Source organism: Brevundimonas vesicularis, from assembly GCF_900445985.1.
Taxonomy (GTDB): domain Bacteria; phylum Pseudomonadota; class Alphaproteobacteria; order Caulobacterales; family Caulobacteraceae; genus Brevundimonas; species Brevundimonas vesicularis_D.
Genome location: NZ_UAQP01000005.1, coordinates 189,511 through 213,975, shown reverse-complemented (window position 1 = coordinate 213,975; position 24,465 = coordinate 189,511). Strand labels below are relative to the sequence as shown.

Here is a 24,465-nt window from a genome sequence, read left to right as displayed (position 1 = left end):
GCTGAAACGGCTGTAACACGGCGTGACTTCGCGCTGTCCGGCGTCTAATCTCTCGCCCAACCAAAAAGACTATTCGGCTCAGGAGACTACCCCATGGCGCGCATCACGCTGCGACAGCTGCTCGACCACGCGGCAGAGAACGATTACGGCCTGCCCGCTTACAACATCAACAATATGGAACAGGGTCTGGCGATCATGGAGGCGGCCCATGAGGTCAACGCCCCCGTCATCATCCAGGCGTCGCGCGGCGCCCGGAACTACGCCAACGACATCGTTCTGGCCAAGCTGATCGACGCCCTGGCCGAGCTCTATCCCCACATCCCGGTCTGCATGCACCAGGACCATGGCAACGGCCCGGCGACTTGCGCCACCGCCATCCAGTACGGCTTTACCTCGGTGATGATGGACGGCTCGCTGGAGGAGGACGCCAAGACCCCCGCCTCCTATGAGTACAACGTCGACGTCACCCGCCGCGTCACCGAAATGGCCCACGCCTGCGGCGTCTCGGTCGAGGGTGAACTGGGCGTGCTGGGTTCGCTGGAAACCGGCATGGGCGAGGCCGAGGACGGCCACGGCTTCGAAGGCAAGCTGGACCACTCGCAACTGCTGACCGACCCGGATCAGGCCGTCGACTTCGTCGCCGCCACCAAGGTAGACGCCCTGGCCATCGCCATGGGCACCAGCCACGGCGCCTACAAGTTCACGCGTCAGCCGGACGGCGAGGTTCTGGCCATGAATGTGATCGAGGAAATCCACCGCCGCCTGCCCAACACCCACCTGGTGATGCACGGCTCGTCGTCGGTGCCGCAGGATCTGCAGGACATCATCAACCAGTACGGCGGCGAAATGCCCCAGACCTGGGGCGTTCCGGTCGAGGAAATCCAGCGCGGCATCAAGCACGGCGTGCGCAAGGTCAACATCGACACCGACAACCGCATGGCCATCACCGGCGCCATCCGTAAGGCCCTGATGGAAAAGCCGGGCGAGTTCGACCCGCGCTACTATCTGAAGCCCGCCAAGGAGGCGATGAAGAAGCTCTGCATGGAGCGCTACCAGCAGTTCGGCTGCGAGGGTCAGGCCTCCAAGATCCGCCCGCTTTCCACCGCCCAGATGGCGAAGCGCTACGCCTCGGGCGACCTCGATCCGTCCTTCCGCGGCGCATCCGTCAAGGCCGCCTAGGGCCGACGCCTAGACCGGGTAGCGGCCGCTCAGTTCGCGCCGCAACCGTCGAACGTCTCATTCCGCCTGATCCAGCGCGTCGCGTGCCTCTCGGGCATTGCGACGCGCATCCCGGATCTCGCCTCTGACCTCTTGAATGCGGTCACGAATGCGCTCCCGCTCTTCGTCCGTCAGGCCTTCGCCGCGCAGTTCACGCTCCTTGGCCTCCAGCTTGTCTTTGCGGTTCTCGATCCGGGCCTCGGCGCTGTTCAGCGCGTCCTGCGCCGTGTCGTACGCATCCTCGACCTCATGCAGCATTAGGCATTGCCCGCCCGCCCCTCCTCCCAGCCGCGCCGGAAGGTGCAATAGGTCCGCAAGCCATCCTCACGCGCCGAGCCATAGGCGGCCGGATTGGGTGCGATCTGAAACTTGGCGCAGGCCTTTGTATGGTCGTCCAGTCGCGTCATCGGATAGCCCGACGACCCGTCCACATAGCCCTTCTCGCCCCAGGCGCCGGCGAGGCATTCGTCCTTGCTCATGGTCGTGCAACTGCTCAGCAGCGCCGCCGCGGCGAACGCCCCCCCGACGATCATCAACCGCTTCATCGGATGTCCCCAACGCCCCCTAGCTTGACTATCGCCTCACCCGCGCCCCTCGCGCAAGCGGCCGGCCGTGCTAGGGAGACAACGTGTCCGCCCAAGATCTGATCGACGAAGACGAAGACCCCGCGACCGGCGTCCCCGCCGAGGTGCTGGAGGCCCGCATCGACGCGGCCGGCGTTCGCCTGGACAAGGCCTTGGCCGGCGCCTTCCCCGCCCTGTCACGCGCCCGGCTCCAGGCCCTGCTGGCCGAGGGCGCCGTCAGTCGCGATGGCGCGGTTCTCACCGGCGGTTCCGCCAAGGCCCAACCTGGCCTCTATGCCGTCGCCCTGCCGCCCGTCGCGCCGGCCAAGCCTCAGCCCCAGGCCATTCCCCTGATCGTCCTCTACGAGGACGCCGACCTGATCGTCATCGACAAGCCTGCGGGCATGGCCGCCCACCCCGCGCCCGGCACGCCCGACGGCACCCTGGTCAACGCCCTTCTGGCCCATTGCGGCGACAGCCTGTCGGGCATCGGCGGCGTCGCCCGCCCGGGCATCGTTCACCGGCTGGACAAGGACACCTCCGGCGTCATGGTCGCCGCCAAGACCGACCGCGCCCACGCCGGCCTCTCCGCCCTGTTCGCTGCGCACGATATCGAGCGCACCTACATCGCCCTCACACGCGGCGCGCCGTCGCCCGCGACCGGCCGCATCCATACCCGCATCGGCCGCTCCACCGGCGATCGCAAGAAGATGGCGATCCTCAAGGCCGGTGGACGCGAGGCCATCACCGACTATGCCGTTCAGGCGACCTACGGCGAACCGGCCAAAGCTGGCGGCGCACCTATGGCCGCCCGCGTCGCCTGCACCCTTCACACCGGCCGCACCCATCAGATTCGCGTCCACCTGTCGTCCAAAGGCGCGCCCATCCTCGGCGACGCGACCTATGGCTCAGGCAGCCCCGCCATTCCCGTCCGCGCCGCCATCGCCGAGGCTGGCCTGATGCGTCAGGCCCTCCACGCCGCCGTTTTGGGCTTTGTCCATCCTGTCACGGGCGAGGCGCTTCGCTTCGAGACCGCGCCGCCGTCCGACATGCAGCGTCTCGAAAAGCGCCTCGCCGAACTCTGAACAGCCGCCCGTTCGAGCGGGTCTTGAATAGCAACTGACGAAGTTATATATAGGGCGTCGATCGGCGCGAGTGGCGCCAGGGCCACGGTCACGCTTTCGTGTGACGATCCGCCTCTAAAAATGGCGGCAACCCATCGCTACTTCACCGGTTGAGGGGTGAGACGTCGGCGCACACACCGTGGCCGATGACGAAGAGCCCGCTCGTTCAAGACGGTCGGAGGGACCTGTATATGGCTGCCAATAGTACGCTCGCGGTGATGTCGCCTGAACAAGGCCTGTCGCGTTATCTGACGGAAATCCGCAAGTTTCCGATGCTGACCAAGGACGAGGAGTTCATGCTCGCCAAACGTTGGTCTGAGCACCAGGACCCTGAAGCCGCACACCGTCTCGTCACCTCGCACCTTCGTCTCGTGGCCAAGATCGCCATGGGGTATCGCGGCTACGGCCTGCCGATCGGCGAAGTGATTTCCGAAGGAAACGTCGGCCTGATGCAGGCCGTCAAGAAATTCGACGCCGACAAGGGTTTCCGCCTGGCGACCTACGCCATGTGGTGGATTCGCGCCTCGATCCAGGAATACATCCTGCGCAGCTGGTCGCTCGTGAAGATGGGCACCACGGCGGCGCAGAAAAAGCTGTTCTTCAACCTGCGCAAGGCCAAGAGCCAAATCTCGGCCTTCGAGGAAGGCGATCTGCATCCTGAACACCTCGCCGCCATCGCCACCAAACTGGGCGTGACGGAGGAAGAGGTCACCAACATGAACCGCCGTCTCGGCGGCGACGCCTCGTTGAACGCCCCTCTGCGCGCCGACGGCGAAAGCGAATGGCAGGACTGGCTGGCCGATGACACGGCCGTATCTCAGGAAACCCAACTCGCCGACGACGAGGAAAAGGGCATCCGCATGAGCCTCCTCCAGGAGGCCATGGAAGAGCTGACCGACCGCGAGAAGCACATCCTTACGGAGCGTCGCCTAAAGGACGACCCGGTCACGCTGGAAGAGCTCGCTGGCCAGTATGGCGTGTCGCGCGAACGCGTGCGCCAGATCGAGGTCCGCGCCTTCGAGAAGCTGCAAAAGGCCATGCGCGCCGCCGCCGAAGAGCGGAACCTGGTCGACGCCTGAGCAAACTCGGTTCGCTGCGCCTTCAACGGCGCGGCGGACCGTCGATTGTCACGACGCGCGCGCCACCGGCGCCGCATCGTTGGCGGCTTTCGCAGCCGCCACTACCGTGCCGATGGGCTGGGCCAGTCCCGCCTTCGTCACCTGACCGCTGGCCACATAGGCCTGCAGGGTCGCGACAGCCATCGCCAGTCGCGCGTCCGCCGTCTTGATGGCCAGACCGTTCAGCGTCTCGGCCTGTTGGCGAATGGCGCGCGTCGCTTGCGACGGGTCCTGTTCGAACTGAGACAGGGCCGAAACCAGAATTCGCGACGCCTGATCGCGGATTTCGGCGGGGCCGCCTCCGCCTGCGCCATCGCTGCGGCGCTTGCGAGCGCCCGAATATTCGCCCGAGTTGAACCGACGACGATCCGGCCCAACATAGCCAACGGCCTCGATCCAAGGCCGGGGCTTCAGCGTCACGTTCTCGACCCGTTTGAACAGGTCGCCGGTCGTGAACGGCTTTCTCAGAAACTCGTGGATGCCGGCGTCGCGCGCGCCCTTGATCGCCGCGGCGGTCGCCTCGCTCGTCACCATGATGATCGGCGACATGCGGCACGACATGCCGGAACGTCGAATACGCCGCGCAAGGGTTTCGCCGTTCAGCGTGTCTCCGGACCGTTCTGTGAAGATCACGCCCGGCTCGACGTCTCGCAGCAGCTCAAGCGCGCGTTCCTCGTCGCTCTCCGAATAGATTTCGCGCGCGCCCATGCCCTTCATGATGTCCGACAGCAGCCGCGCCGACGACGGATTAGGGTCCACGATGACCACCCGACGGAGCGCGGGCTCCATGCGGCTCATGGTTCTGGCGTTTGCGGCGAACACATCAGACTCCGAAGTAGGAGCCATTATCCTTACTGCCCACGGGTTAAGACCTGTTGAATAGGTCTTTCTGCGTAGTCTGCCGCCTCACGCCGCCCCCCTCCAAGGCCTTAGCCTTGGAACGGATCCCGCATAAGGATGGTGTCGTCGCGCTCGGGGCTTGTGGACAGCAGGGCCACCGGCGCGCCGATCAATTCCTCGATCCGGCGCACATATTTGATGGCGTTGGCGTTGATGTCCTTGAAGCTGCGGACCCCGGCGGTGCTTTCGCTCCAGCCCTCCAGCTCCTCGAACACCGGCTCGGCTGCGCCCTGGGCCTTCAAACTTGAGGGCAGGTAGTCCAGCACCTCGCCATCGACCTTGTAGCCGACGCAGATCTTCAACGTTTTCAACCCGTCCAGCACGTCCAGCTTGGTCAGGGCGATGCCGTCGATGCCGTTGATCGCCACGGACTGGCGCACCAACACGGCGTCGAACCAGCCGCAGCGGCGCGCGCGGCCGGTGTTTACCCCGACCTCGCGGCCCACGGTCGCCAGATGCGCGCCGACCTCGTCGTTCAGTTCGCAGGCGAACGGGCCTTCTCCGACGCGCGTCGTATAGGCCTTCACGATCCCCAGCACATAACCGACGCCGCGCGGCCCGATGCCCGAACCCGCCGCCGCCTGGCCGGCCACCGTGTTGGAGCTGGTCACATAGGGATAGGTGCCGTGATCCACGTCCAGGAAGGCGCCCTGAGCCCCTTCGAACAGGACGCGCTTGCCGTTCTTCTGCGCCTGATCCAGCACGCGCCAGGCCGGTTTCACATAGGGCAGGATCTTCGGCGCGATCTCCAGCAACTGCGCCAGCAGCGCGTCGGGATCGATCGGCTCCAGCCCCAGACCGGCGCGCAGCGGATCGTGGTGCGAGCGCAACCGGTCGATCTTGACCTTCAGATCGTCTTCATTGGCCAGATCGCAGACGCGAATGGCGCGACGCCCCACCTTGTCTTCATAGGCCGGACCAATGCCGCGCCCGGTCGTGCCGATCTTGGCGCCCGGCGCGCTCGCCGCCGCCTCGCGTGCGACGTCCAGCGCAGGGTGGATGGGCAGGATCAGACAGGCGTTGTCCGCAATGGTCAGGATCTCAGGGCTGATCGCCACGCCCTGGGCGGCGATCTTCTCGATCTCGCCGACCAGATGCCAGGGATCGACGACCACGCCATTGCCGATGATCGACGGCTTGCCCTGCACCACGCCGCTGGGCAGCAGCGCCAGCTTGTAGACCTTGCCATCCACGACCAGCGTATGGCCGGCGTTATGTCCGCCCTGGAACCGCACGACCATGTCGGCGCGGTTGGACAGCCAGTCCACGATCTTGCCCTTGCCCTCGTCGCCCCACTGGGCGCCGACCACCGCTACGTTCGCCAAAACCGTCTCTCCGCACTGGAATGCGGGCGCAGCCTATAGCGAGGGAATCGTCCGATGTCGTCCCGTCAGGCGGATTTATCCGACTTCGCTGACAGCCGTCTCGAACGCCCATTCCAGCCACGGCGTCGCCGAGATCACATCGGCCGTCTCGACCGTGCAGCCGCACCATAGTCGAAGACCAGGCGGCGCATTGCGGTGCGGCTCCATGTCGAACACGGCCGCCTCGCCTTCCAGCAGGGCCTTGAACCGCACGACGAAGGCCTTCTGCGCCTTGTCGTCCAAAGCGGCGATCCGCGCATCGGTGAACTTCAGGCACACAGATGTGGTCGATCGTATCTCCGGCCGATCCGGCAGGAAGGCGATCCAGTCGGTCCGCTCCACCCATTCCGCCAGCGCGGCATAGTTGGCGTCCGTCCGCCGGATCAGTTCACTCAACCCGCCGATGTCCTTGGCCCAGCCCAGGGCGTCGATCCAGTCTTCGATGGTCAGGATCGAGAAGGTGTTGATCGCTACCCCGTCCGCCAGCGCCCGATCGAACCGTCCCTTGCCGTCGGTCAGCCGCAGCAGTTTCGGAATCGCCCGATCCGGCCGGTAGGTATCCAGCCGCTCGACTGCGCGCGGCGACAGCACCATCACCCCGATGCCCGCTTCGCCGCCCAGCGCCTTCTGGAAGCTGAAGGTCACGACATCCAGCTTGTCCCACGGCAGCGGCATGGCGAAGGCGGCGGAGGTCGCGTCGCAGATCGCCAGCCCCTCGCGATCGTCGGCGATCCAGTCGGCGTCCGGCACGCGCACGCCCGAGGTCGTGCCGTTCCACGGGAACACCACGTCCTTGGACCAGTCGGCCCGGCTCAGATCCGGCAGTTCGCCCCACGGCGCCGTCAGGGCCTCGGGCTCCAGCCCCAGATGATCCTTCACGTCCGCCAGCCAGGTCAGGCCGAAGTTCTCGAACGCCACGACCTGCACGGGCCGCGCGCCCAACATCCCCCACAGCGCCGCCTCGACCGCGCCTGTGTCAGACCCCGGCGTATACAGCATCACATGGCTGTCGGGCACTTCCAGCACCTCGCGTGTCAGCCGCAGGCCATGCGCGAACCGCTCGACCACCTCCGGCGCGCGAATGCCGCGTCCCAGCAGATCGGACGGCAATCCACCCAGCGCATAGCCCGGCCGCTTCGCCGTCGGCCCCGCCGAAAACCACGGCCGCGCCGGCTTCACATCAGGCTTTGTGCTCATGCTCTTTTCCTTTGGCGCTGCCGAGCTTCACGCGGCTTGAATGCGCTCACCGCCCCGGCGTATAGGGCCGCCTGGCCCGCCAATCCTCGGCGAAGGCGGTCAGTTCGGTGTCCGGCGCATCCGGCAGCGTCACCATCACCCGCGCCAGCAGATCGCCCCGCCTGCCTTGCGCAAACGCGCCGCGCCCCTTCAGCCTCAGCACCTTGCCCGAGTTCGATCCGGCCGGCAGCGTCATCTGCACCACGCCCTCGGGCGTCGGCACCCGCACCTTGGCGCCCAGCACCGCATCGGGCACCGACACCGGCAGGTCCATGGTCAGGTCCGCCCCGTCGCGCTTGTAGATGGGGTGCGGTTCGATCCGCAGTTCGATCAGGGCGTCGCCGTTCTCGGCCCCGCGTCCCGGCGATCCCTGGCCGCGCAGGCGGATGGTCTGGCCTTCCGACGCGCCCTTGGGAATGGTCACGTCGAGGGTGCGCCCGTCCGAGAACTGGATCCGCCGCGTCGCCCCGGCGATGGCGTCTTCCAGACTGATGTCCAGCGTCGCCTTCACGTCCTGACCGCGTGAGGTGAAGTCCCTTGCGCCGCGCTGACGCCCGCCCCCGCCGAACATGCCGAACAGCTCGTCCAGATCAACGCCTTCAAAGTTGGCGCGGCCGCCCGGTCCGCCGCCTTGTCCGAACGGATTGCCGCCTTGGCCGAACGGGCTGCCGCCGGCGCGACCGCCCCCGCCGAAGCCGCGATATTGTTCGTTGCCGTCGCCGTCGATCTGGCCCGCGTCGTATTTGGCGCGCTTTTCCTTGTCGCCCAGGATGTCGAAGGCCGCCGTCACCCGCTTGAACTTGTCCTCGGTGATCTTGTCGCCGGGGTTCTTGTCGGGATGCAGCTCCTTGGCCAGCTTGCGATACGCCTTCTTGACCTCGTCCGCGCTCGCGCCCTTCGAAACGCCCAGTTCCTTGTAGGGGTCGCCTGCCACGTCCGTTGTCGCTCCAGCTGAAAAAGGTCGAGAGGCCGTCAGTTAAGCCATGCCCCGCCCCGCGCAAAGGGCTGGACCCGCCCTATTTCGTCAGACCGGCCGGATTTCCGCCTCCACCTCCGCTTCTGGGCCCCACCCGAACCCGTCGTTCCACTGCGCCACGGCGATCCCCGCCGTCGATGTCGCGCCTTCTGGGAAGTCCGTCGCCAAGTCGGCCGCAGAATAGAACGCCGACAGCCCCTCGACCTCCATCGTCCGCACCACGACGTCATGATCAAAGATGCGCAACCGGAACCGCATCGGATCGACCGCTGTCGGTTCCCCATCCCCACTGTCGCCGAACAGCCGCACACGCGGCGTCCATCGGATCGCCAGCCCCTCGGCCGACGTCTCGACCGTCAGGCCAGACGGCGACCACGGCCGATCATGCACGCCCCTCGCCACGAACAGGGTCTCGCTGAACCCCGCACCGCCCGGCGCCGCGCCAGCCGGTCCCGCGCGACAGACCAGCGGCAGTCCTCGCTCGCCCCGCCCGATCTCCGCGCGCGCCAGATCCCGATCCAGAAACACCACGACGGACCCCGCCCCGGCGCCCGCCCGCATCTCCACCTCGGTCCCCTGCTGCCCGCGCAACAGACCCGTCAGCCGCCACGTCCCCGGCCCGACCAGCTCCGCCGACCGATACTGCACGATCTCCCAGCCCACAGCGGTCTCGACCGCCAGCGCATTGCCGCCGCCCAGCACCGCCGCCTCGACCGCGCTTTGCGGCGCCTCGCCCTCGACCCGCACCACCAGGGCGTTGGTCTCGTCCCAGCGATTCCGCACGCCCGGTCCCAGCGCCTCGAGCAGCACCCCGACCGTCGCCGGCGCCTCCACATCGCCCCTCGCGGTCAGAGTCTCAGCGGTCGGCCCCACATGCAGCCGCATCGTCCGCCACGGCTCGGCCGCCACGGCGATCAAGGGCCGTGCGTCCGCCTCACGCCCCATCAAGGGCGGCAGGTCCAACACTTTCAGAAACGGCGCCCCGACCACGACCGGCGTTTCGCCCCCGCGCCAAGCGCCGTCGTCCTCGACCGTCCGCCGCGCAGTCACCGGCTCCAGCACCGCCGACGGCGTCTCGTCCGACGTGACCCGCATCACGCGCCAGTCGTCCGATCGACCCTCCAGCCGCACCCCGTCTCCAGGCTCCAGCCGCAAGGCCTCCAGCGGCCCCAGCGCCAGCGTTCTCGTCTCCACGCCCTCGCCGTCCAGCGCCCGCTGCGCCGCCGCCGTCGCCAGTCCGCCGCCGCATGCCAGCGTCAAGTCCAGATCGACCCCGCCCGCCGTCGCCGCCGCATCGTCCGACCGCACGACCACCGCCCCGGTCTGATAGTCCGCCGTCTCGTCGATGAAGCGCACCCGCGCCTCGCCCGCCCTGGGCTCCAGCGTCCGCGTCGCCGTTTCCGCCGCCCCGCCATCGGGCAGAGCCAGCGCCTCGCCCGCGATCTCGACCACCGTCTCCACCCGCCCCAGCACGGCGACCTTTCCGTCCCGCTCGGCCGCCACCGCGTCGAACGCCGCCAGCAGCGGCTCCAGCGCATCGCGCGTCCGCATCGGCCGGTCGATGACATAGCCGGCCGCCGCCCCCTCGACGCCCTCGATCGCCATCTCGTCAGGCGACAATCCGCCTCGCGCCAGCACCGCCTCGATCAGATCGCGCCCGTCGCCGGCCAGCCGTCCGTTCAGCCAATGCCCGGCGCGCCACGCCCCTGCGTCGGCCCAGACATCGCCCCGCGCAGGAAACGCCGGATAAGGCCGCGCGTCCCAGCACCAGGCGTCCGCCGCCTCCAGCATCCGCCCGCCATAGACCTCCGAAACCGGATTGTTCTCAGCCGTCGCATAATGCCCCAGCACCGCCTCCAGCGCCGCCCCCTGCACCGCATCGTCGCGCGCGCCCGTCGATCCCGGCGGCAGGCGGCTCTCGCTGCTCTTGGCGTCCTGAAACAGGTTCGGCGCATTGCCGCCCCGGTCCACCGCCGCACAGCCGAACTCCGACAGCCGCACCGGCTTCATTCCCGGAATCCAGGCCGTCGGCACAGCGCTCCGCACCCCGCCCGGGCGGTCATGGTGCAGATTCGACCACCAGCCTTTCAGGTCCTTGGGCCGAAACACCCAGTCCTCGCCATGCGCCCCGTCGACGATGGGCGTCCTTATCTGCGCCGCCCGATCCGCTTCGCTGGCGTAGAACCAGTCGAACCCGTCCCCGCCCGCGACGCCGGCCGCCAGATAGGCGGGGTCCGCCGCCCGGCCAAACGTCGCCGCATCGACCCCGCCGTCGCCGGCTCTCCAGTCCGTCAACGGCGGATACCAGTCGATGGATACATGATCGATGTTCGGATCGGCCCACAGCGGATCAAGATGAAACACCACCTCCCCGGCCGCCTGCCGCCCGAAATATTCGCTCCAGTCCGCCGCATAGGACAGTGTCACGTCCGACCCGACCACCGCCCGACACTCCGCCGCCAGCGCCCGGAACTGATCGACCGCCGGAAAGCCCCCGACCGCATCGCTCGTCCAGGTCACGCCGCGCATCTCCGAGCCGATCAACAGGCCGTCCGCCCCCTCCTCGGCCGCGATCCGGGCGTAGTGCAGCGCCATCCGCCGCAGCCCCCAATCCTCGCTGCCGCCGAACAGCGCCGCGATCTCCGCCGTCGCCTCGGCCCCGTCCACGCCCGCCACACGCCCCCGCCACGGATAGCCGGGGCAATCCATGAAGACGAACGGATACAGGGTCACTTCCAGCCCCCGCGCCTTCAGCTCGCGGATCGCCTGACGCACGCTGTCGTCCGACGGCGTCCCGCCATAGGCCGGCGCCCCATCCACCTGACTGACCTCATAGGCCTCATCGCGCGCGACGCCCGCCACGGACCAGACCAGCGGTTCGGTCGGCTTCTCGCGCCGCTCCACCCCCGGCCGAACCTGACAATGCCCAGCCCTCAGATCGCTGCCGAACCACCCGACCACCAGACTCACCCGTTTCAGGTTCGGCAGTTGCGCCTGAAGTTGATCCAGCGACACGACCAGGTCGGCTCGGCCCTCCCCATTGTGCACATTCTCCGCCGTCGTTCGCGTCAGTCCCTCGCGGCGCACCACCGCCTCGGTCGCCAAGGCGAACTCTCCCGCGCCGGGGATCAGACACACCCCCTCCAGCAGGTCCTCCAGCCGCGCCGCCTGCCCGCGCGGTCGCCGGAACACCTCGAAACTGAGCTGCGGAACCCGATCCCCGAACGGCCCCAGCGGCAGGTCCTCGAACACGACATAGGCCGTGCCGCGATACGCCGGCGCATCCCGTTCCACCGCCTCGATCAGCGAATCCGGCGTCTGGTCCTCGCCCCCGCGATGCACCCGCATCACCACGCCGGTCATGTCCATCAGCCGCCCGTCGGCCCAGACCCGCCCGACCCCGTCGATCTCGCCCTCGCAAAGCGCCACGGCGAAACTCAGCGAATAGACATAGTCGACCGTCTTCGGACCGCCCTTGCCCGCGCGGACCTTGGACTTGCTTTCCAGGAACCGCGCCGCCCAGATCACCTGACCCGTCACCCGCGCCCGTCCGAAGACGCAGGCCATCGGCGCCCCTTCCGCCGTGCCCTGAACCTTCAGTGTCTCCAGCCTGGGCCCCACCTGCCGCGCCGGACCCAGCGAGCCCACCACCCGATTGTCGATCGCCCGCCCAAGGGTCGCGCCGATCACCCGCCCGACCGGCCCGCCGACCGACTGCCCGACCGCGCTCAAAACAACTTGCGCCATCTACGCCTCCAAAAATCCTCCCCCGTTCACGGGGGAGGGGGACCACGAAGTGGTGGAGGGGGCGACCGCACCTCCGGCGTCTGATCCCGCTTCACCAAGATTCGTGGGACTTTCGCCCCCTCCACCACGCGCAGCCTGTCCTCGGGCTCGCCTTTGGCGAGACCCGGGGGCGCGGTCGCCCTCTCCCGCTTTGCGGTGCGGGGCAGGAAACCGGAACACGGCCGCCAGCCGTCTTCGCCACCACACGCCGATCCAGCTCTCGACCACCGCCCGTCCCCAATAGGCGTGGATCATCCTCGGCTCCGGTCCGTCGAGGTCGCTCAGAATGGCGCAGTGCTTCACCGCCGCCCCCGGCGACATGCGAAACAGCAACACGTCGCCCGGCCGCATCTGATCGACCGCAACGGGCCGCATCCACCGCCCCGCCGCCTCCAGCAGCGTCTCGCGCCCGCCGACCTCGGCCCAGTCGGCCGAATAGGCCGGCAAGACCTCGGGCTCCTCGCCCACCACCTCGCGCCACACCCCTCGCACCAGACCCAAACAGTCCGCGCCCACCCCCTTCACGCTGGCCTGATGCCGATACGGCGTGCCGAGCCAGGACCGGGCGGCAGCGACGACCAAAGGTCCTCCCCCGTCTACGGGGGAGGGGGACCACGAAGCGGTGGAGGGGGCGACAGCATCGCAGTCGCCTAAGCCAGCATGGAAAGCCGCTTGCCCTCCGCCTTTGCGTCGTCCGCCCCCTCCACCCCGCTTCGCGCGGTCCCCCTCCCCCGCTTCGCGGTGGAGAACTGAACTCTCATCGCTCACCGCCGGCTCCCGCCGTCGTTTCGCGCATTTCCGGCTGGATAGGCTGTCAGGAAATCGTCCCCCGGCACATCCGGAAATCCGCGAAAGTTCGCGCCATTCCCGAACGTCCCAACGCAGGTCTCCCACCGCTTGTCGCAGACCCGCCCCGCCGGCGCCGCGACCCCACATCTCTGGTCTCCCAGCCGCGCATCGCACATCCGCCCATAGGTCCGCCCGACCACCCGCTCCAGCTTCGCCAGGGGTCCCTCAAGCTCGGCGACGAAGCTGTCCCCCTGGCGCCGGATCTTCGCCAGCGCCCCCGACCACAGCCGCACCTTCAGATCCGGCCGCGCCCAGTCCACGCGCCACAGCTCAACCGTCGCCGCATCGAACAGACCCGCCGCCACATCCGCTTCAGCGATCGTCGCGTCGTCCAGCACGCCCGCCGCCGAAACCGACCCCGCCGCCAGCCCGACCGCGCTCTCGCCCGCCCCCGCCGTCCAGCCGCTCGCCGCCCGACAGACGGCCCCGTCCACCACCAGGTCCCGGTCGTGATCGGTGAACCCCATCGCCACGCCGTCGGCTCGTTCCAGCCGCCAGACATGGCACAGCGTCGCCGCCCCGCTCTCGATGCGGGCGGCCATTTCTTCCGTTATGTTTCTCATGTTTCGCTTTCGCTCGGTGGCGAGTGGATAGTGGCGAGTGGCGAGCAGGCTGCTCGAACGCATCGGGCTGGCTGTGTCGGGGCGTTGGTCGATGCCGGGGCCGATTTCTCGCCACGCGCCACTAACCACTCGCCACTCCCCTTCAGACTCGAACCTCGATCAGCGGAACCGCCGCCATCCGTCCGGCCTCGAAGCTCTCCAGCGTCGTCTCGATCCGGTCGGAATCGAACCGCACCGGCGTGTCGAACTGAAACCCCGCCGTCACCGCGACACCCGCCTTCGGCACGCTCTCCAGCGTCACCCGCCCGGTTGCGAAGTCGACCGCAAAGGCCGTCGTCTCGACACCACCCAGCGCCATCCGCACCGATCCCTCGACCGGCTTGGCGATCAGCCGCTCCACATCGCCGTAGCGCTTCACCAGATCGAACGCGGTCCGAACCCCGTCGCCCACGCCCAGCACCTGATCCTCGGCCGAGACCACCCCGCCCGGCGCGCATGACTTGAAATCGGCGAAGTCCTTGAACCGAAACCCATACAGCCTTCCCCGCCGCGCCTCGAAGAAGGCGACTAGGTCGGCCATGTCGTCCAGCGATCTCAGGTTCGCCCCGATCAGATACCGCCTGCGGCCCAGCGCCCAGGGCGTGGATCGCCGCTCGAACCCGGACGCCAGGGTCGTGATCTCCGTCCGCCGCTCCACCCCGCCGGTCGAACCGAACGCCAGCCGCGCGGGCAGGCGCACCTCGTGAAAGGCGTCCATCTACACTCTCCTGTTGTGCAATGCCGCCCGCCCGGTCCAAACCTTGGCGGCGGCGCTCAGGCCGCGTCTTTCCTGGACATGGCCTTGCGCGGCGAAATTCTCAGCTACGATCCGACGACCGGCGACGGCCTGATCAGCGGCGATGACTTGCAGCGCTACGCCTTCACCTCAACCGCCGCCGGTCTCGAACCCGGCCGCCGCGTCGACTTCGTGGTTCAGGACGACCAGGCCCTCAGCCTGATGGTCCTGCGCGACGGCCCACTGCCGCCGCCCGTCTATGCGCCAGAGCCGGACTTGGGCCTGTGGGGCTATTTCGTCCGGTGCGTCACCGACCTCTATATCGAGGGCCATGGTCGAGCGCGGCGAAAGGAATACTGGTCCTTCGCCCTATTCCAGTTTCTGATCATGGTGATCGCTTTCATGCCGGTAATCGGCCTGGCCATCGCCGACGCCGAGATGGGCTATGACATGGAGGCGTGGGGCATGGCCTGGGTCTGCCTCCTCATCCTTGTCTATCTGGCTCTGGTGGCGCCCGGCATCGCCGTCACCATCCGGCGCTTTCACGATGTCGGCTTCAGCGGCTGGCTGATCCTGATCGGCCTTATCCCCTACGTCGGCGGGCTGTTCATCTTCATCGTCAGTCTCCTGCCGTCACAGCCGGGCGCGAACGTCCACGGCGCGCCACCCAAGGGGTCGCCCGCATTACAAACGCGTCAGGATCGGCCAGCTTGACCTTTTCGGGTTGCTGGGATTGCAAGGGTCGGCGATGTTGCCGCCGCGCCGGACGTGGCGCCAGTCATGGAGATCTCAGTGCGCGGTGAAATTCTCAGCTACGACGCCACGACCGGCGTCGGCCTGATCAGCGGCGACGACGGCGCCCGTTACGACTTCACCTCGGCCGCGCTGCAATCGCCGGCCGTGCCCGCCGCCGGCGTCCGCGTCGACTTCGTCCCCGAAGGCGCCGCGGCCACCCAGATCCTGATCCTGGCCGGTTCGCCCACCACCACCGGCGTCGCCGGCGGCTACGCCAGCTCGACCTCGACCGCCGTCGCCGGATTCGATTGGCAAAAGCTGTTCTTGTCCTTCGAGGGCCGCATCCGCCGCAGCCATTTCTGGATCGGCTGGCTGATCCTGCTGGGCGTCAACGTCGTCATCAGCTGGATCCCCTTCATCAATCTGCTTGGCATCGTGCTGATCTGGCCCAACCTGGCCATTTCGGTGAAGCGTCTGCACGACATGGGCAAGACCGGCTGGCTGATCGCCATTCCCTGGGTCGGCTCGGTCGTCGCCTTCTTCGCTGGTGTCGCCATGATCATCGCCGCCCACGTCGCCAACGGCTATTCGGAGGACTACTACGAGGGCAACCCGGCGGCCGTCTTCGCCCTGATGGGACCGGCCTTCGGCCTGTTCGCCATCGCCGGCCTTCTGGGCCTGGCCTTCCTGCTGTGGATCGGTCTGGTCGACAGCCAGAAGGGCGAAAACCGCTTCGGCCCGAACCCCAAGGGCGAATAAGCAGCAAGTGGCGAGTGAAGAGTGGTCAGGCGTGAGGCGCGCCGCGTCGGCATCCTCGCTCGGCACTCGCCACTAATCACTCGCCACTCGTCGATCACATCCGCCGCGCGCCCAGACTGACGGCCCGCGCCAGCATCTGGGCGATCTGCGCCTCGGACCGCAGCAGGGCCGGCGCCCCCCCGTCCACCGCCACATTGACGGTCACGCCGCCACCGCCGACCGGCCCGATCTCGCCACCCGTCGTCGGCCGAAACACCTCCGGCCCGCGCTCGCCAACCAGATAGGCTGCACCGCCCAGCACCGGCCCGCCGTCCGCCCGCGCCCCGCCGAAGCTGGACATCACCGACTGGATCGCCGCGCTCAGCCCGCCGCCGTTCGCGCCGGCCGCCGCATTGACGGCGTTCAGCACCGCCCGCGCCAGTTCGGCCAGCGACACCTCCCCGTCCGCCGCCGCCCGCGCCAGCGATCGCGTCAGGCTGTCGCCGGACCGCCCGAACGCCGCCTCGATCGCATCCGCCGCCTCCTGCGCCGGGGCCTTCAACGCCTCCAGCGCCGCCCCGGCTTCGGCCGCTCTCAGCGCGACCTGATCGATCCCGTCTCGCCCGAACTCATCGGCCATCCGGCCAACCCTCCATCAATCGCGCCAGCCCTTCGCGTCCCAAAGGCGCCGTCCCCTGCGAGACTTGCGTCAACATCCGCCACTCCCTCAACGACAGCCGCCAGAACGCCTCGGGCGCCACGCCCATCACCGCCGCCAGCCGCAACATCTCGCCCCAGGGCGTCACCTGGCGGCCGCCGCAAACGCCTGCGCCACCGCGACCGCCGCCTCGCGCGGATCGACAGCCGCCACCTCCGGCTCGACCTCGCCACCGCCACGCAACACCGCCGCCAGCACGATCATCAGATCCCGCGCCGACAGCGTCTTCATTCGCTCTGCGACCGCCGCCATCCCATCGACGCCCAGCCCCGTCTCGATCTCCGCCAGCGCCCCCAGCGTGAGACAGGCCCGACGCCGCACGCCGCCCAGGATCACCGCCGCCTCGCCCCGCATGCCGTTCATATCGCGCCGAACCCGATGGCCCCGGCGCTGGCCAGGCTCAGCGCGAACGTCGCCTCGCCCTCGTGCTCGCCGGCGTATTCCAGCGCCGCCACCAGGAAGGGCCCCTCCAGCACGCCGAAGTCCGGCACGATCAGCCGCCATCGCTTCGCCGCCTGATCGAAGAAGGCCTCGCGCACCAGGGCGTCCGACGCCGCGTCGCGAAAGACGCCCTGCCCCGACACCGCCGCCGACTTGACGCCTGCGCCGGCCAGCAGCTCGCGCCACCGCCCGGCGCTGTCGCCATCGGTCGTATCCACCGTCTTGGCGTTCAGCGAGATCGTCCGCGCCCTCAACCCCGCCACCGTCGTGAACACGCCCGGCGCGCCCTCGATCTTCAGCAACATGTCCTTGCCGGCCTGTGCCGTCATTGCTCAATCCTCCCTCGTGAAGCGCAGCGAAACGGGGGAGGGGGACCACGAAGTGGTGGAGGGGGCGGACACGCATTCCGCCGCCTGATTTCCGCACCCGGTCCGCTTTCGCCCCCTCCACCATGCTGCGCATGGTCCCCCTCCCCCGCTGACGCGGAGGAGGATCAAATCTCTTCCGTGACCGCCCTCAGCCGCACGACCGCATAGGTCCGCCGCCCGTCGCCGGCGCGGAACACGTCCGCAAACGTCGCCCTCAGCGTCGCCGTCCGCACCCCGTCGGCCTCCAGCACGGCCTCGTGCAGACACGCCCGCACCGCTGCCGCGACCGCCTTGGCCTCTTCCGATCCCGCGAAGCGCGACACGCCCGTCAGGGTCAGCTTCTGCTCGACCCCGCCCCCGTCCGCCGCCACCGGCCGACTCTCGCACCGCCCCAGCGCCAGATAGGGACACAGCGCCCCTTCCGGCGCCTGGTCGTAAACCCGCCCCTGGATCAGGGCCGAAAGCGTCGGATCGGCCTTAAGCGCCGCCACCATCGCCTTCTGCAGCGCGCCTTCATGATCCCTCACCGCAACCGCTCCAGATCCAGCTTCGCCCGCCCCGGCCGCGCATCCTCGACCGAGACAATCCGCCAGTCCGCCCCGCCGAACCGCAGCACGCGACCGACCGTCAGCCGGGCGTCCGCCCGCGCCTCCGCGCCCATCGTCTCGACCGCGCGCCGCTGATCGCCCTCGCCGCGCTCCAGGCGCCGACGCGCCCCGCACTTCAGCCAGGCGGATCCTGCCGCCTCGAACGACACGCTGCGCCCGCCGTAAGGCGTCTCGGCCTCCACCGGCTGAAACAACCCCGCCAGAACTCTCACAACCTCACCACGCGGTATGGCGCGATCCAGCCCTCCACCGGCTCGATCTCCACCGCCTCGCCCCGCTCATAGGCCCGCAGCACCAGCATCAGGATCGCCAGCCTCAGCGGCGCCGGCGAGGTGGATGTCAGGCTCAACCCCACGTCCGCTTCGACCTTCGCCTGCGCCGCCGCGATCAGGGTCTGGATCAAGCTGTCCTCGACCTCATGCTCGACCCTCAAAAACAGCTTCGCCTCCGCCACCGTCACCGGCTGCGCCATGTGTCACCTCGCTTTGCTCGGGAGTGGCGAGTGGCGTGTCACGAGTGGCGAGCATCGCCCCGTCCCTGCCTTACGTCGCCGTCTGTCATCGAACGAAGAGGCGAGCGGCCCTCGCCACTCGCCACTCGCTGCTCGTCACTGCCGCCGTCAGGCGGCCGCGAACTTCATCACCTTGATCGCGTCGAAGTTCTGCACCCCGCCGCCTACGCGCTTGGTCGTGTAGAACAGCACATAGGGCTTGGCCGAATAGGGATCGCGCAGCACCCGCACCCCGGCCCGGTCCACGATCAGATACCCCCGCTGGAAGTCCCCGAACGCGATGGACAGGCTGCCCGCCGCCACGTCCGGCATGGTCTCGATCTCGGTGACCGGATAGCCCAGCAACGACGCCGTCTCGCCCAGCCGCGTCGCCGGCTGCCAGATGTAATTGCCGTCCGCGTCCTTGAACTTGCGCACGGCCGAGACCGTCTTGCGGTTCATCACGAACCGGCCGTTCGGTCGGTACTGGGCCTTGGGCGCATAGATCAGATCGATCAGGCGATCCGCCGGACTGGTCGCCGCAAACCCGCCCGCCGCGCCCGACGCGATATAGCCGATCTGGCCCCAGGCCTGGCCCGCGTCCGCCACAGTCGGATAGGACAGCAGCCCCTTGGGCTTGTTCACCCCGTCGCCATTGATGAAGGCTTGGGTCTCCTGCGCCGCAAAGGCGTCCTCGACCTCAGCCGCCAGCCATTCGTCCAGGTCGACCATGGCGTCGTCCAGCAGGGCCTGCGTCGCGGCCGGATTGGCGTAGAGATCGGCCGACGGAAACTCCAGCAGGGCCAGGGTCGCCGGGTCCGTCTCGGGCCGCGCGGCCGTCTCCGCCACCCAGCCGCAGGCCACGCCCGCCGTCGACACCGGCTTGCGGAACACCCCGGCCGCCACGGTCCTGACCGTCGCGATCTCGCGCATCGGCGACGCCGCCATCAGACGCCGCTCGATGGCCCGCTCGGTCTCATAGGGCACGACATAGCCGCCCGAGGTCGCGCCGCCCGACAGGCCCGCCTTGACCTCCAGTGCGCCAGACTGGCCTGTCTTCAAATAGCCGTCCCACGCCGCCTTCGCTTCGGGCGCAGACGCCGGCTCGGCCGGTTCGCCGCCAATCACCGGTCGACGGCTCTGGCTCATCACCCGGTCCAGCCGCGCCTGGGCCGAGGCGACCGCCTGGTCGATGCGCGCCACCTTCTCCTCCAGCAGCACATCGGCCGCCGCCTTCTTCTCGATCTCGCCCAGTCGGGCGTCATTCGCCCCTTTGAACGCCTCAAAGGCCGCCATCATCTCGCGCACGACATCGCGCGCCTCGGGCTGGCCCGAAGCCTGTTTGGTCTCTTTCATGGTGTCTCCTGCTGAAACGATCCTCCCCCGCGATGCGGGGGAGGGGGACCGCCGAAGGCGGTGGAGGGGGCGGCCGCGTCGCGACCTTCCCATTTCGCGAACGGCCGTTATCGGCCGCCCGAAACCTGTGATTGCGGAGGCTTCAGGCGACCGCTAGGCTCGCCTCATGCCCGCGCCGATCTTCGTCGAAGCCGATTTTTACAGCCCGCTGCTTCATGCAGCCGCGCTGATCCTCTTCGCGATCCTCTTTCCGCCCGGCACGCTTTCAGCAGGGTCACGACGTGTAGCCCGCTGGCCATGGGCGGCGGCCGTTGGCTTTCCGGTCGTCGTCTACACGATGGCCGATATCGTCCTGACCGCCCTGCATCGCGGCGCCGAGGCTGAGGGCCAAAGCGGCCTGCCCTACCGCGCGGCGCAGATCGCCATACTCGTCCTGATCGTCGGCATCGTGGTTTTGATGCTGCGTCGCAACGCTGCATCCAAGTCGTCCTAGCGCCCCATGTCCCACCTGACGCCCCTCGAAAGCGCCGTCATGGACGCCATGATTTGGCAGATGGGCGACAGCGTGCCGGATCTTCGCGCCCAGGTCGCCGCCAGTTCGCCGGGCCTGCGTCGCAACACCGGCGCGGGCCTGTATTCCCAGATCGTCGTCGATGCGGACCGCGCGATCGCCAACCCGGACGCCACCGGCCTGTTCGGCACCGTCCATGCCATGGTCGCCGGCCTGCCCGACCCCGTCGGCTTCCAGATCGAGCTGCGCCAGGGCCGGCTGACGGCCCTGCATGGCCAGAGCTACGGCCAGGACACCCGCGCCATCGACTTCTCGACCACCGCCTTCGAAGAGGTCTTCACCGTCGACGAAACCGGCCGCTCGATCCTGTTCCGTCCCGCCCGGCGCGCGCCGGACCCGACCCCGCCGAGGCCCAAACCCACCGCCCGACCGGTCCCTGCGCCTGCGGCCCAGGCCGCGCCAAAAGCGCAGTCCAGACCCGCGCCCCAACCGGCGTCAAAGCCCTCCGATCACGCCCTGCCGTCCGCCGCCGCAGCACCGGGCGTAGCCGAGATCATCGCCGGCCTGTCGAACCCCACGGCCTCGCGCGGCGGACAGCTGGCCCTGGTCTATCTCGGCGCCTATGCGCTGGCGGCCGTCTTCATCCTGTTCGCCCACCTGGTGCTGCACGTCGGCTGGATCTTCGGCCTGGTGCTCGCCGGCTGGGCCTTGCGCTATCTCCACGGCAAGAAGGGCCGCGTCCAGATGGCCGCCCTGGCCGAAACCCTCGACCGCAACGGCGCCTTCCAGGCCCTCAAGCCAAACTGAACCGCGCCCCCGGCAGCATCGGAAACGTCACCAGCGACACCTCCCACAGCTCGACCGCGCTCAGCACCCTCAGCCGTCCCTGACGCCGGGCCCGCGCCGTGCGGTATCCGATCGACAGACCATCCAGCGCCCCGGCTCGGCTCAACGCCCCGGCGAACCGCGCCTCGGCCGACCAGTCCTCGATCCGGCCGCGCACGAACAGGCCGCGCGCATCCTCGACGATCTGCTCCCAGACCCCGACCGGCGCGCGCGCATCGTGCTGGTTCAGCATCCGCACCCCCTCAGCCCCCGTCTTGGCCAGACTGTCCGCAAACGCCCCCGCCTGCACCACGTCCCCGTTCAGATCCGCCGCGCCCCACAGCGAGGCGTAGCCTTCGATCACCAGCGCACCAGACTTCTCCCTCCCCCCGCGGGGGAGGGTGGTCGAGCCGTCAGGCGAGACCGGGTGGGGGCGGCCAGGCGACGTCCCGCCGACCTCCTTCGTTTCCAGCAGTGCGGCCTTGCCTGGCCGCCCCCACCCGGTCGCTCCGCGACCACCCTCCCCGGAGCGGGGAGGGAGAAAACTGCGCGCACCACTCACGATCCACCCTCCAACCGACGCTCGATCCGCTCCACGGCCGCCGCCGTCGCCTCGCCCTGGACCTCCAGCCGCGCCAGCCGTTCGGCGACCAGCCTCTGCTCCCCGACCCGCTGCTCCAGCGTCGCGATCCGCGCCGCGGCGCCCCCGGCCCAGACCAGGCCGCCTACTGTCTGCACCGCGACGGCGATCAGCAGCGCCGTCGGCACGCGCCGGATTTGATGTTCGGTCATGCCCCCAACCCCGCCATCCGCCGACGCTCTTCGTCGGTCAGGAAGCTCGCCGCCTCCAGCCGCGCCCACAGGGCGTCCCGCTCGGGCTGCAGGGCCGAGACCGCATCCAGGTCCGCCCGGATTTCGCACCCCGCGAACCGCTCGCCCAGCCAGCCCGTCATCGCCCCCGCCGCCTTCCGGACCAGCGAGATCACCGTCTGTCGCCAGAAGGCCGCATTGGCCTCGCGATAGTTGGCGTAGGTCGCATCGCCCGGTATCCCCAGCAGCTGCGGCGGAACCCCGAACGCCAGGGCGATCTCTCGCGCCGCCGCATGTTTGCCGGCCGTGAAATCCATCTCCGCCGGCGTCAGGCTCAGCGGCTTCCAGTCCATCCCGCCCTCCAGCAGGATCGGCCGTCCGGCGTTGATCGCCCCGGCATAGACGTTCGACAACTGATCCTTCAGCGCCTCGAACTGTCCGTCCGTCAGCCGCTCGCCGTTCCTCGCCCCATAGACCAGCGCCCCCGACGGCCGCGCCGCATTGTCCAGCAGGGCCTTGTTCCAGGCGCCGGCCGCATTGTGCGCATCCACCCCTTGCGCCGCCGCCTCCAGCGGCGACAGCCCGTACCAGTCGTCCAGCGGGTGCCACAGCTTCAGGTGCATCACCGGCGCCCAGCCGTCCGCCGCCCGCCCGATCCGCACTGACCGTCCGTCTACGGAATAATCCCACGCCTCGGGCCAGCCCGACCGACCGGGGATCACCTTCACCCGATCCGACCGCAGCGCCCACAGCTCGTCCGGCGCCCCGTCCCTATCCGCATCGCCGGTCGCCTCGACATAGGCGTTGCCCGACACCTGCAGCGCGCCATAGACCGCCTCCATCAGCTCCGCTCCCGACTGCTCGGGATTGGGCCGACGGATCAGTTTCGCCAGCGGATGCGCATCGTCGCGCACCCCGTCCACGAACACCGCGAAGGGCGCTGACGCCGCCGCCTCGGCGATCATGCGGATGCAGCGATAGGCCACCGCATTCTTCTGATACCCCTCGCGCGCCAGGCTGGCGTAGTCGTTGGGCGTCCACCGCGGCCGCCCCACCCCCGACAAGGCGATCACCCCGCCCGCCCGGCTCTCCTTGCCCTCAGGCGCGCCCACGCGCCCCGCCCGGCCGAACGGCCACCGGATCGAAACCATCGCAATCTCCTCAAATTTCTTGTCCCTTCTCCCAGTGGGAGAAGGTGGCTCGAAGAGCCGGATGAGGGTCGGCTGGCGGGCCAAGGCGCACGGGCGCGACCCTCACCCTCTGGCTGCTTCGCGCCGCCCTTCGGGTCGCGTTGACCGATCGCTACGCTCTCGGACGCTCAAGCCCTCTCCCAGCGGGAGAGGGTGTCATCACCTTCAGCAACGGCCGCTCGATCCAGACGTGGACGAGCGCCCCCGCCGCCAGACTGGCGATCACAGTCAGCCCCACCACCGCATCCCCCGGCAGGGCGACCATCCCACTCTCGAACAGTCGCCCCAAGGCCCGGATGACCAGCACATGGACCAGATAGATCGAATAGGACGCATCCCCCATGAAGGCCGCCGCTCGTTCCAGCCGCCCGGGCACCCGATCCGTCTGTTGCATCCGCACCACGCCGAACACCAGCAGGGCGCTGGGCAGACCCCAGACCGCTGCCCGCCTCAGCCCGTTCCACGGATCGTTCAGCGCCCGCACATCGTCGATGCCGCCATAGCCGAAGACCAGGCCCAGCGCGAACCCGAGCACGGCCAGCCCGACCGCCCACAGCCCCAACCGACGCGGCGCGAACCGCCAAATCGAGGCGATCCCGACACCCAGCAGAAACTCCAGAATGATCGGCGCGCCCAAAAACCTCAGCACCGGCGCCGCCACGACCAATCCGGCCGCCAGCATCGCCGCATAGGCCCCGATCAGCCCCCAGCCGACCCGCCGCGCTCCCGCTATCGCCAGCCCGAACCCGGCGTAGAACAGCATTTCGAAACACAGGGTCCACCCCGGCCCCAGCGCCGGAAACGTCATCTCCAGCCCGCTGAACGGCCAGAACAGGAACGTCGCCGCCGCCACGTCCGCGCTCAGCGTCCCGCCCCGCGCCATGCCAATCAGGATCGGCAGCGACAGCAGCCAGTAGATCGGCGCCACCCGTCGAAACCGCCGCCACAGGAAGGCCCCGGCCGCGCCCACGCCCGTCTGACCCTCCGTCGTCGTGGCGATGATGAACCCGCTGATGACGAAGAAAACGTCCACGCCCACGGCGCCGAAGTTCTCCAGCGTCCCGCCAGCCAGCACCGTCTCCAACCCCAGCCGCGTCCCGGCCAAGTCCACGGCATGCGTGACGACCACCGCCGTCGCCGCCGCGAACCGCAGCGCCTGCACCCCGTAGAACCGCTCCCCCATCCGCCACGGTTACCACCACG

29 protein-coding genes are annotated in these 24,465 nt (G+C 68.9%); 7 read left to right on the top strand and 22 right to left on the bottom strand.

The genetic code is table 11. The features are described from left to right. The first annotated feature begins 93 nt into the window (after window positions 1-93). Entirely contained in the window at window positions 94-1,179 is a 1,086-nt protein-coding gene (fba, locus tag DT343_RS01195; RefSeq protein WP_055803694.1) for a class II fructose-bisphosphate aldolase, read from the top strand. 57 nt (window positions 1,180-1,236) lie between these two features. On the opposite strand, the gene DT343_RS17600 is transcribed toward fba, so the two are convergent. Together DT343_RS17600 and DT343_RS17595 are read right to left on the bottom strand one after the other, a co-directional pair. Next, window positions 1,237-1,476, bottom strand: coding sequence for a hypothetical protein (locus DT343_RS17600; protein WP_220116421.1), 240 nt, complete (start codon window positions 1,474-1,476; stop codon window positions 1,237-1,239). Further along, window positions 1,476-1,763, bottom strand: a complete 288-nt coding sequence (locus tag DT343_RS17595) for a DUF2799 domain-containing protein (RefSeq protein ID WP_220116420.1) — start codon at window positions 1,761-1,763, stop codon at window positions 1,476-1,478. Before DT343_RS17595 ends, DT343_RS17600 begins: the two co-directional genes overlap by 1 nt. Window positions 1,764-1,846: 83 nt before the next feature. Here DT343_RS17595 and DT343_RS01185 point away from each other — a divergent pair, with 83 nt between their 5' ends. Further along, window positions 1,847-2,866, top strand: a complete 1,020-nt coding sequence (locus DT343_RS01185) for an RluA family pseudouridine synthase (RefSeq protein WP_112861437.1) — start codon at window positions 1,847-1,849, stop codon at window positions 2,864-2,866. 230 nt (window positions 2,867-3,096) lie between these two features. Then, window positions 3,097-3,984 (top strand): RNA polymerase sigma factor RpoH, encoded by an 888-nt coding sequence (gene rpoH / locus DT343_RS01180; protein ID WP_026108409.1) that lies wholly within the window; start codon window positions 3,097-3,099, stop codon window positions 3,982-3,984. 48 nt (window positions 3,985-4,032) lie between these two features. Here rpoH and DT343_RS01175 read toward each other — a convergent pair whose 3' ends face one another. The 8 genes from DT343_RS01175 to DT343_RS01140 all read right to left on the bottom strand — a co-directional run bounded on the left by DT343_RS01175 (window position 4,033) and on the right by DT343_RS01140 (window position 14,454). After that, window positions 4,033-4,845 carry a response regulator gene (locus tag DT343_RS01175; RefSeq protein ID WP_112861436.1) on the bottom strand — a complete coding sequence of 271 codons (813 nt, stop codon included), beginning with the start codon at window positions 4,843-4,845 and terminating at the stop codon, window positions 4,033-4,035. Between the two features lie 107 nt (window positions 4,846-4,952). Beyond that, complete coding sequence (locus tag DT343_RS01170; RefSeq protein ID WP_112861435.1) at window positions 4,953-6,248, bottom strand: adenylosuccinate synthase; 1,296 nt, start codon at window positions 6,246-6,248, stop codon at window positions 4,953-4,955. 75 nt (window positions 6,249-6,323) lie between these two features. Then, entirely contained in the window at window positions 6,324-7,484 is a 1,161-nt protein-coding gene (locus tag DT343_RS01165; protein WP_112861434.1) for a phosphoserine transaminase, read from the bottom strand. Window positions 7,485-7,530: 46 nt separating this feature from the next. Next, window positions 7,531-8,457 (bottom strand): DnaJ C-terminal domain-containing protein, encoded by a 927-nt coding sequence (locus DT343_RS01160; RefSeq protein WP_112861433.1) that lies wholly within the window; start codon window positions 8,455-8,457, stop codon window positions 7,531-7,533. A gap of 90 nt (window positions 8,458-8,547) precedes the next feature. Continuing rightward, window positions 8,548-12,246, bottom strand: a complete 3,699-nt coding sequence (locus DT343_RS01155) for a baseplate multidomain protein megatron (protein WP_112861432.1) — start codon at window positions 12,244-12,246, stop codon at window positions 8,548-8,550. Continuing rightward, complete coding sequence (locus DT343_RS01150; RefSeq protein WP_112861431.1) at window positions 12,247-12,867, bottom strand: NlpC/P60 family protein; 621 nt, start codon at window positions 12,865-12,867, stop codon at window positions 12,247-12,249. It abuts the gene before it with no gap. Window positions 12,868-13,049: 182 nt separating this feature from the next. Further along, complete coding sequence (locus tag DT343_RS01145) at window positions 13,050-13,697, bottom strand: baseplate hub domain-containing protein (RefSeq protein WP_112861430.1); 648 nt, start codon at window positions 13,695-13,697, stop codon at window positions 13,050-13,052. Between the two features lie 142 nt (window positions 13,698-13,839). Further along, the gene (locus DT343_RS01140; protein ID WP_112861429.1) at window positions 13,840-14,454 is read right to left on the bottom strand and encodes a DUF2460 domain-containing protein; all 615 of its coding nucleotides are present in this window, start codon (window positions 14,452-14,454) and stop codon (window positions 13,840-13,842) included. Window positions 14,455-14,538: 84 nt separating this feature from the next. Between DT343_RS01140 and DT343_RS01135 the strand changes: the two genes are divergently transcribed. Beyond that, entirely contained in the window at window positions 14,539-15,186 is a 648-nt protein-coding gene (locus tag DT343_RS01135) for a DUF805 domain-containing protein (protein ID WP_181669095.1), read from the top strand. Between the two features lie 78 nt (window positions 15,187-15,264). Then, window positions 15,265-15,966 (top strand): DUF805 domain-containing protein, encoded by a 702-nt coding sequence (locus DT343_RS01130; RefSeq protein ID WP_220116418.1) that lies wholly within the window; start codon window positions 15,265-15,267, stop codon window positions 15,964-15,966. Window positions 15,967-16,060: 94 nt separating this feature from the next. On the opposite strand, the gene DT343_RS01125 is transcribed toward DT343_RS01130, so the two are convergent. From DT343_RS01125 to DT343_RS01090, 8 genes are all read right to left on the bottom strand, one after another. After that, on the bottom strand, window positions 16,061-16,585 hold the full coding sequence (locus tag DT343_RS01125; RefSeq protein ID WP_112861426.1) for a phage tail tape measure protein: 525 nt from the start codon (window positions 16,583-16,585) through the stop codon (window positions 16,061-16,063). Then, a complete protein-coding gene (locus DT343_RS01120; RefSeq protein ID WP_258522465.1) occupies window positions 16,575-16,751 on the bottom strand; it encodes a phage tail assembly chaperone in 177 nt (58 codons plus the stop codon). The genes DT343_RS01125 and DT343_RS01120 overlap by 11 nt, the downstream gene beginning before the upstream one ends. Continuing rightward, a complete protein-coding gene (locus DT343_RS01115) occupies window positions 16,748-17,026 on the bottom strand; it encodes a GTA-gp10 family protein (RefSeq protein ID WP_112861424.1) in 279 nt (92 codons plus the stop codon). The genes DT343_RS01120 and DT343_RS01115 overlap by 4 nt, the downstream gene beginning before the upstream one ends. After that, on the bottom strand, window positions 17,023-17,433 hold the full coding sequence (locus DT343_RS01110) for a phage major tail protein, TP901-1 family (RefSeq protein WP_112861423.1): 411 nt from the start codon (window positions 17,431-17,433) through the stop codon (window positions 17,023-17,025). The genes DT343_RS01115 and DT343_RS01110 overlap by 4 nt, the downstream gene beginning before the upstream one ends. A 164-nt stretch (window positions 17,434-17,597) precedes the next feature. Next, entirely contained in the window at window positions 17,598-17,999 is a 402-nt protein-coding gene (locus DT343_RS01105) for a DUF3168 domain-containing protein (protein WP_258522464.1), read from the bottom strand. After that, the gene (locus DT343_RS01100) at window positions 17,996-18,292 is read right to left on the bottom strand and encodes a phage head-tail adapter protein (protein WP_220116416.1); all 297 of its coding nucleotides are present in this window, start codon (window positions 18,290-18,292) and stop codon (window positions 17,996-17,998) included. The genes DT343_RS01105 and DT343_RS01100 overlap by 4 nt, the downstream gene beginning before the upstream one ends. After that, window positions 18,289-18,552 carry a head-tail connector protein gene (locus DT343_RS01095; protein ID WP_112861422.1) on the bottom strand — a complete coding sequence of 88 codons (264 nt, stop codon included), beginning with the start codon at window positions 18,550-18,552 and terminating at the stop codon, window positions 18,289-18,291. The genes DT343_RS01100 and DT343_RS01095 overlap by 4 nt, the downstream gene beginning before the upstream one ends. A gap of 147 nt (window positions 18,553-18,699) precedes the next feature. Further along, on the bottom strand, window positions 18,700-19,926 hold the full coding sequence (locus DT343_RS01090; protein WP_112861421.1) for a phage major capsid protein: 1,227 nt from the start codon (window positions 19,924-19,926) through the stop codon (window positions 18,700-18,702). A 166-nt stretch (window positions 19,927-20,092) separates the two neighbouring features. Between DT343_RS01090 and DT343_RS01085 the strand changes: the two genes are divergently transcribed. Next, complete coding sequence (locus tag DT343_RS01085; RefSeq protein ID WP_112861420.1) at window positions 20,093-20,419, top strand: hypothetical protein; 327 nt, start codon at window positions 20,093-20,095, stop codon at window positions 20,417-20,419. A gap of 39 nt (window positions 20,420-20,458) precedes the next feature. Continuing rightward, on the top strand, window positions 20,459-21,244 hold the full coding sequence (locus DT343_RS01080) for a hypothetical protein (RefSeq protein ID WP_146756700.1): 786 nt from the start codon (window positions 20,459-20,461) through the stop codon (window positions 21,242-21,244). Here the strand turns inward: DT343_RS01080 and DT343_RS01075 are convergent. From DT343_RS01075 to DT343_RS01060, 4 genes are all read right to left on the bottom strand, one after another. Continuing rightward, entirely contained in the window at window positions 21,231-21,626 is a 396-nt protein-coding gene (locus DT343_RS01075; protein WP_112861418.1) for an HK97 family phage prohead protease, read from the bottom strand. The genes DT343_RS01080 and DT343_RS01075 overlap by 14 nt on opposite strands. A 194-nt stretch (window positions 21,627-21,820) precedes the next feature. Then, window positions 21,821-22,054 carry a hypothetical protein gene (locus DT343_RS01070; protein WP_112861417.1) on the bottom strand — a complete coding sequence of 78 codons (234 nt, stop codon included), beginning with the start codon at window positions 22,052-22,054 and terminating at the stop codon, window positions 21,821-21,823. Further along, the gene (locus tag DT343_RS01065; protein ID WP_112861416.1) at window positions 22,051-23,223 is read right to left on the bottom strand and encodes a phage portal protein; all 1,173 of its coding nucleotides are present in this window, start codon (window positions 23,221-23,223) and stop codon (window positions 22,051-22,053) included. Before DT343_RS01065 ends, DT343_RS01070 begins: the two co-directional genes overlap by 4 nt. A 151-nt stretch (window positions 23,224-23,374) precedes the next feature. Further along, complete coding sequence (locus tag DT343_RS01060) at window positions 23,375-24,445, bottom strand: acyltransferase family protein (RefSeq protein WP_112861415.1); 1,071 nt, start codon at window positions 24,443-24,445, stop codon at window positions 23,375-23,377. Window positions 24,446-24,465: the final 20 nt, after the last annotated feature.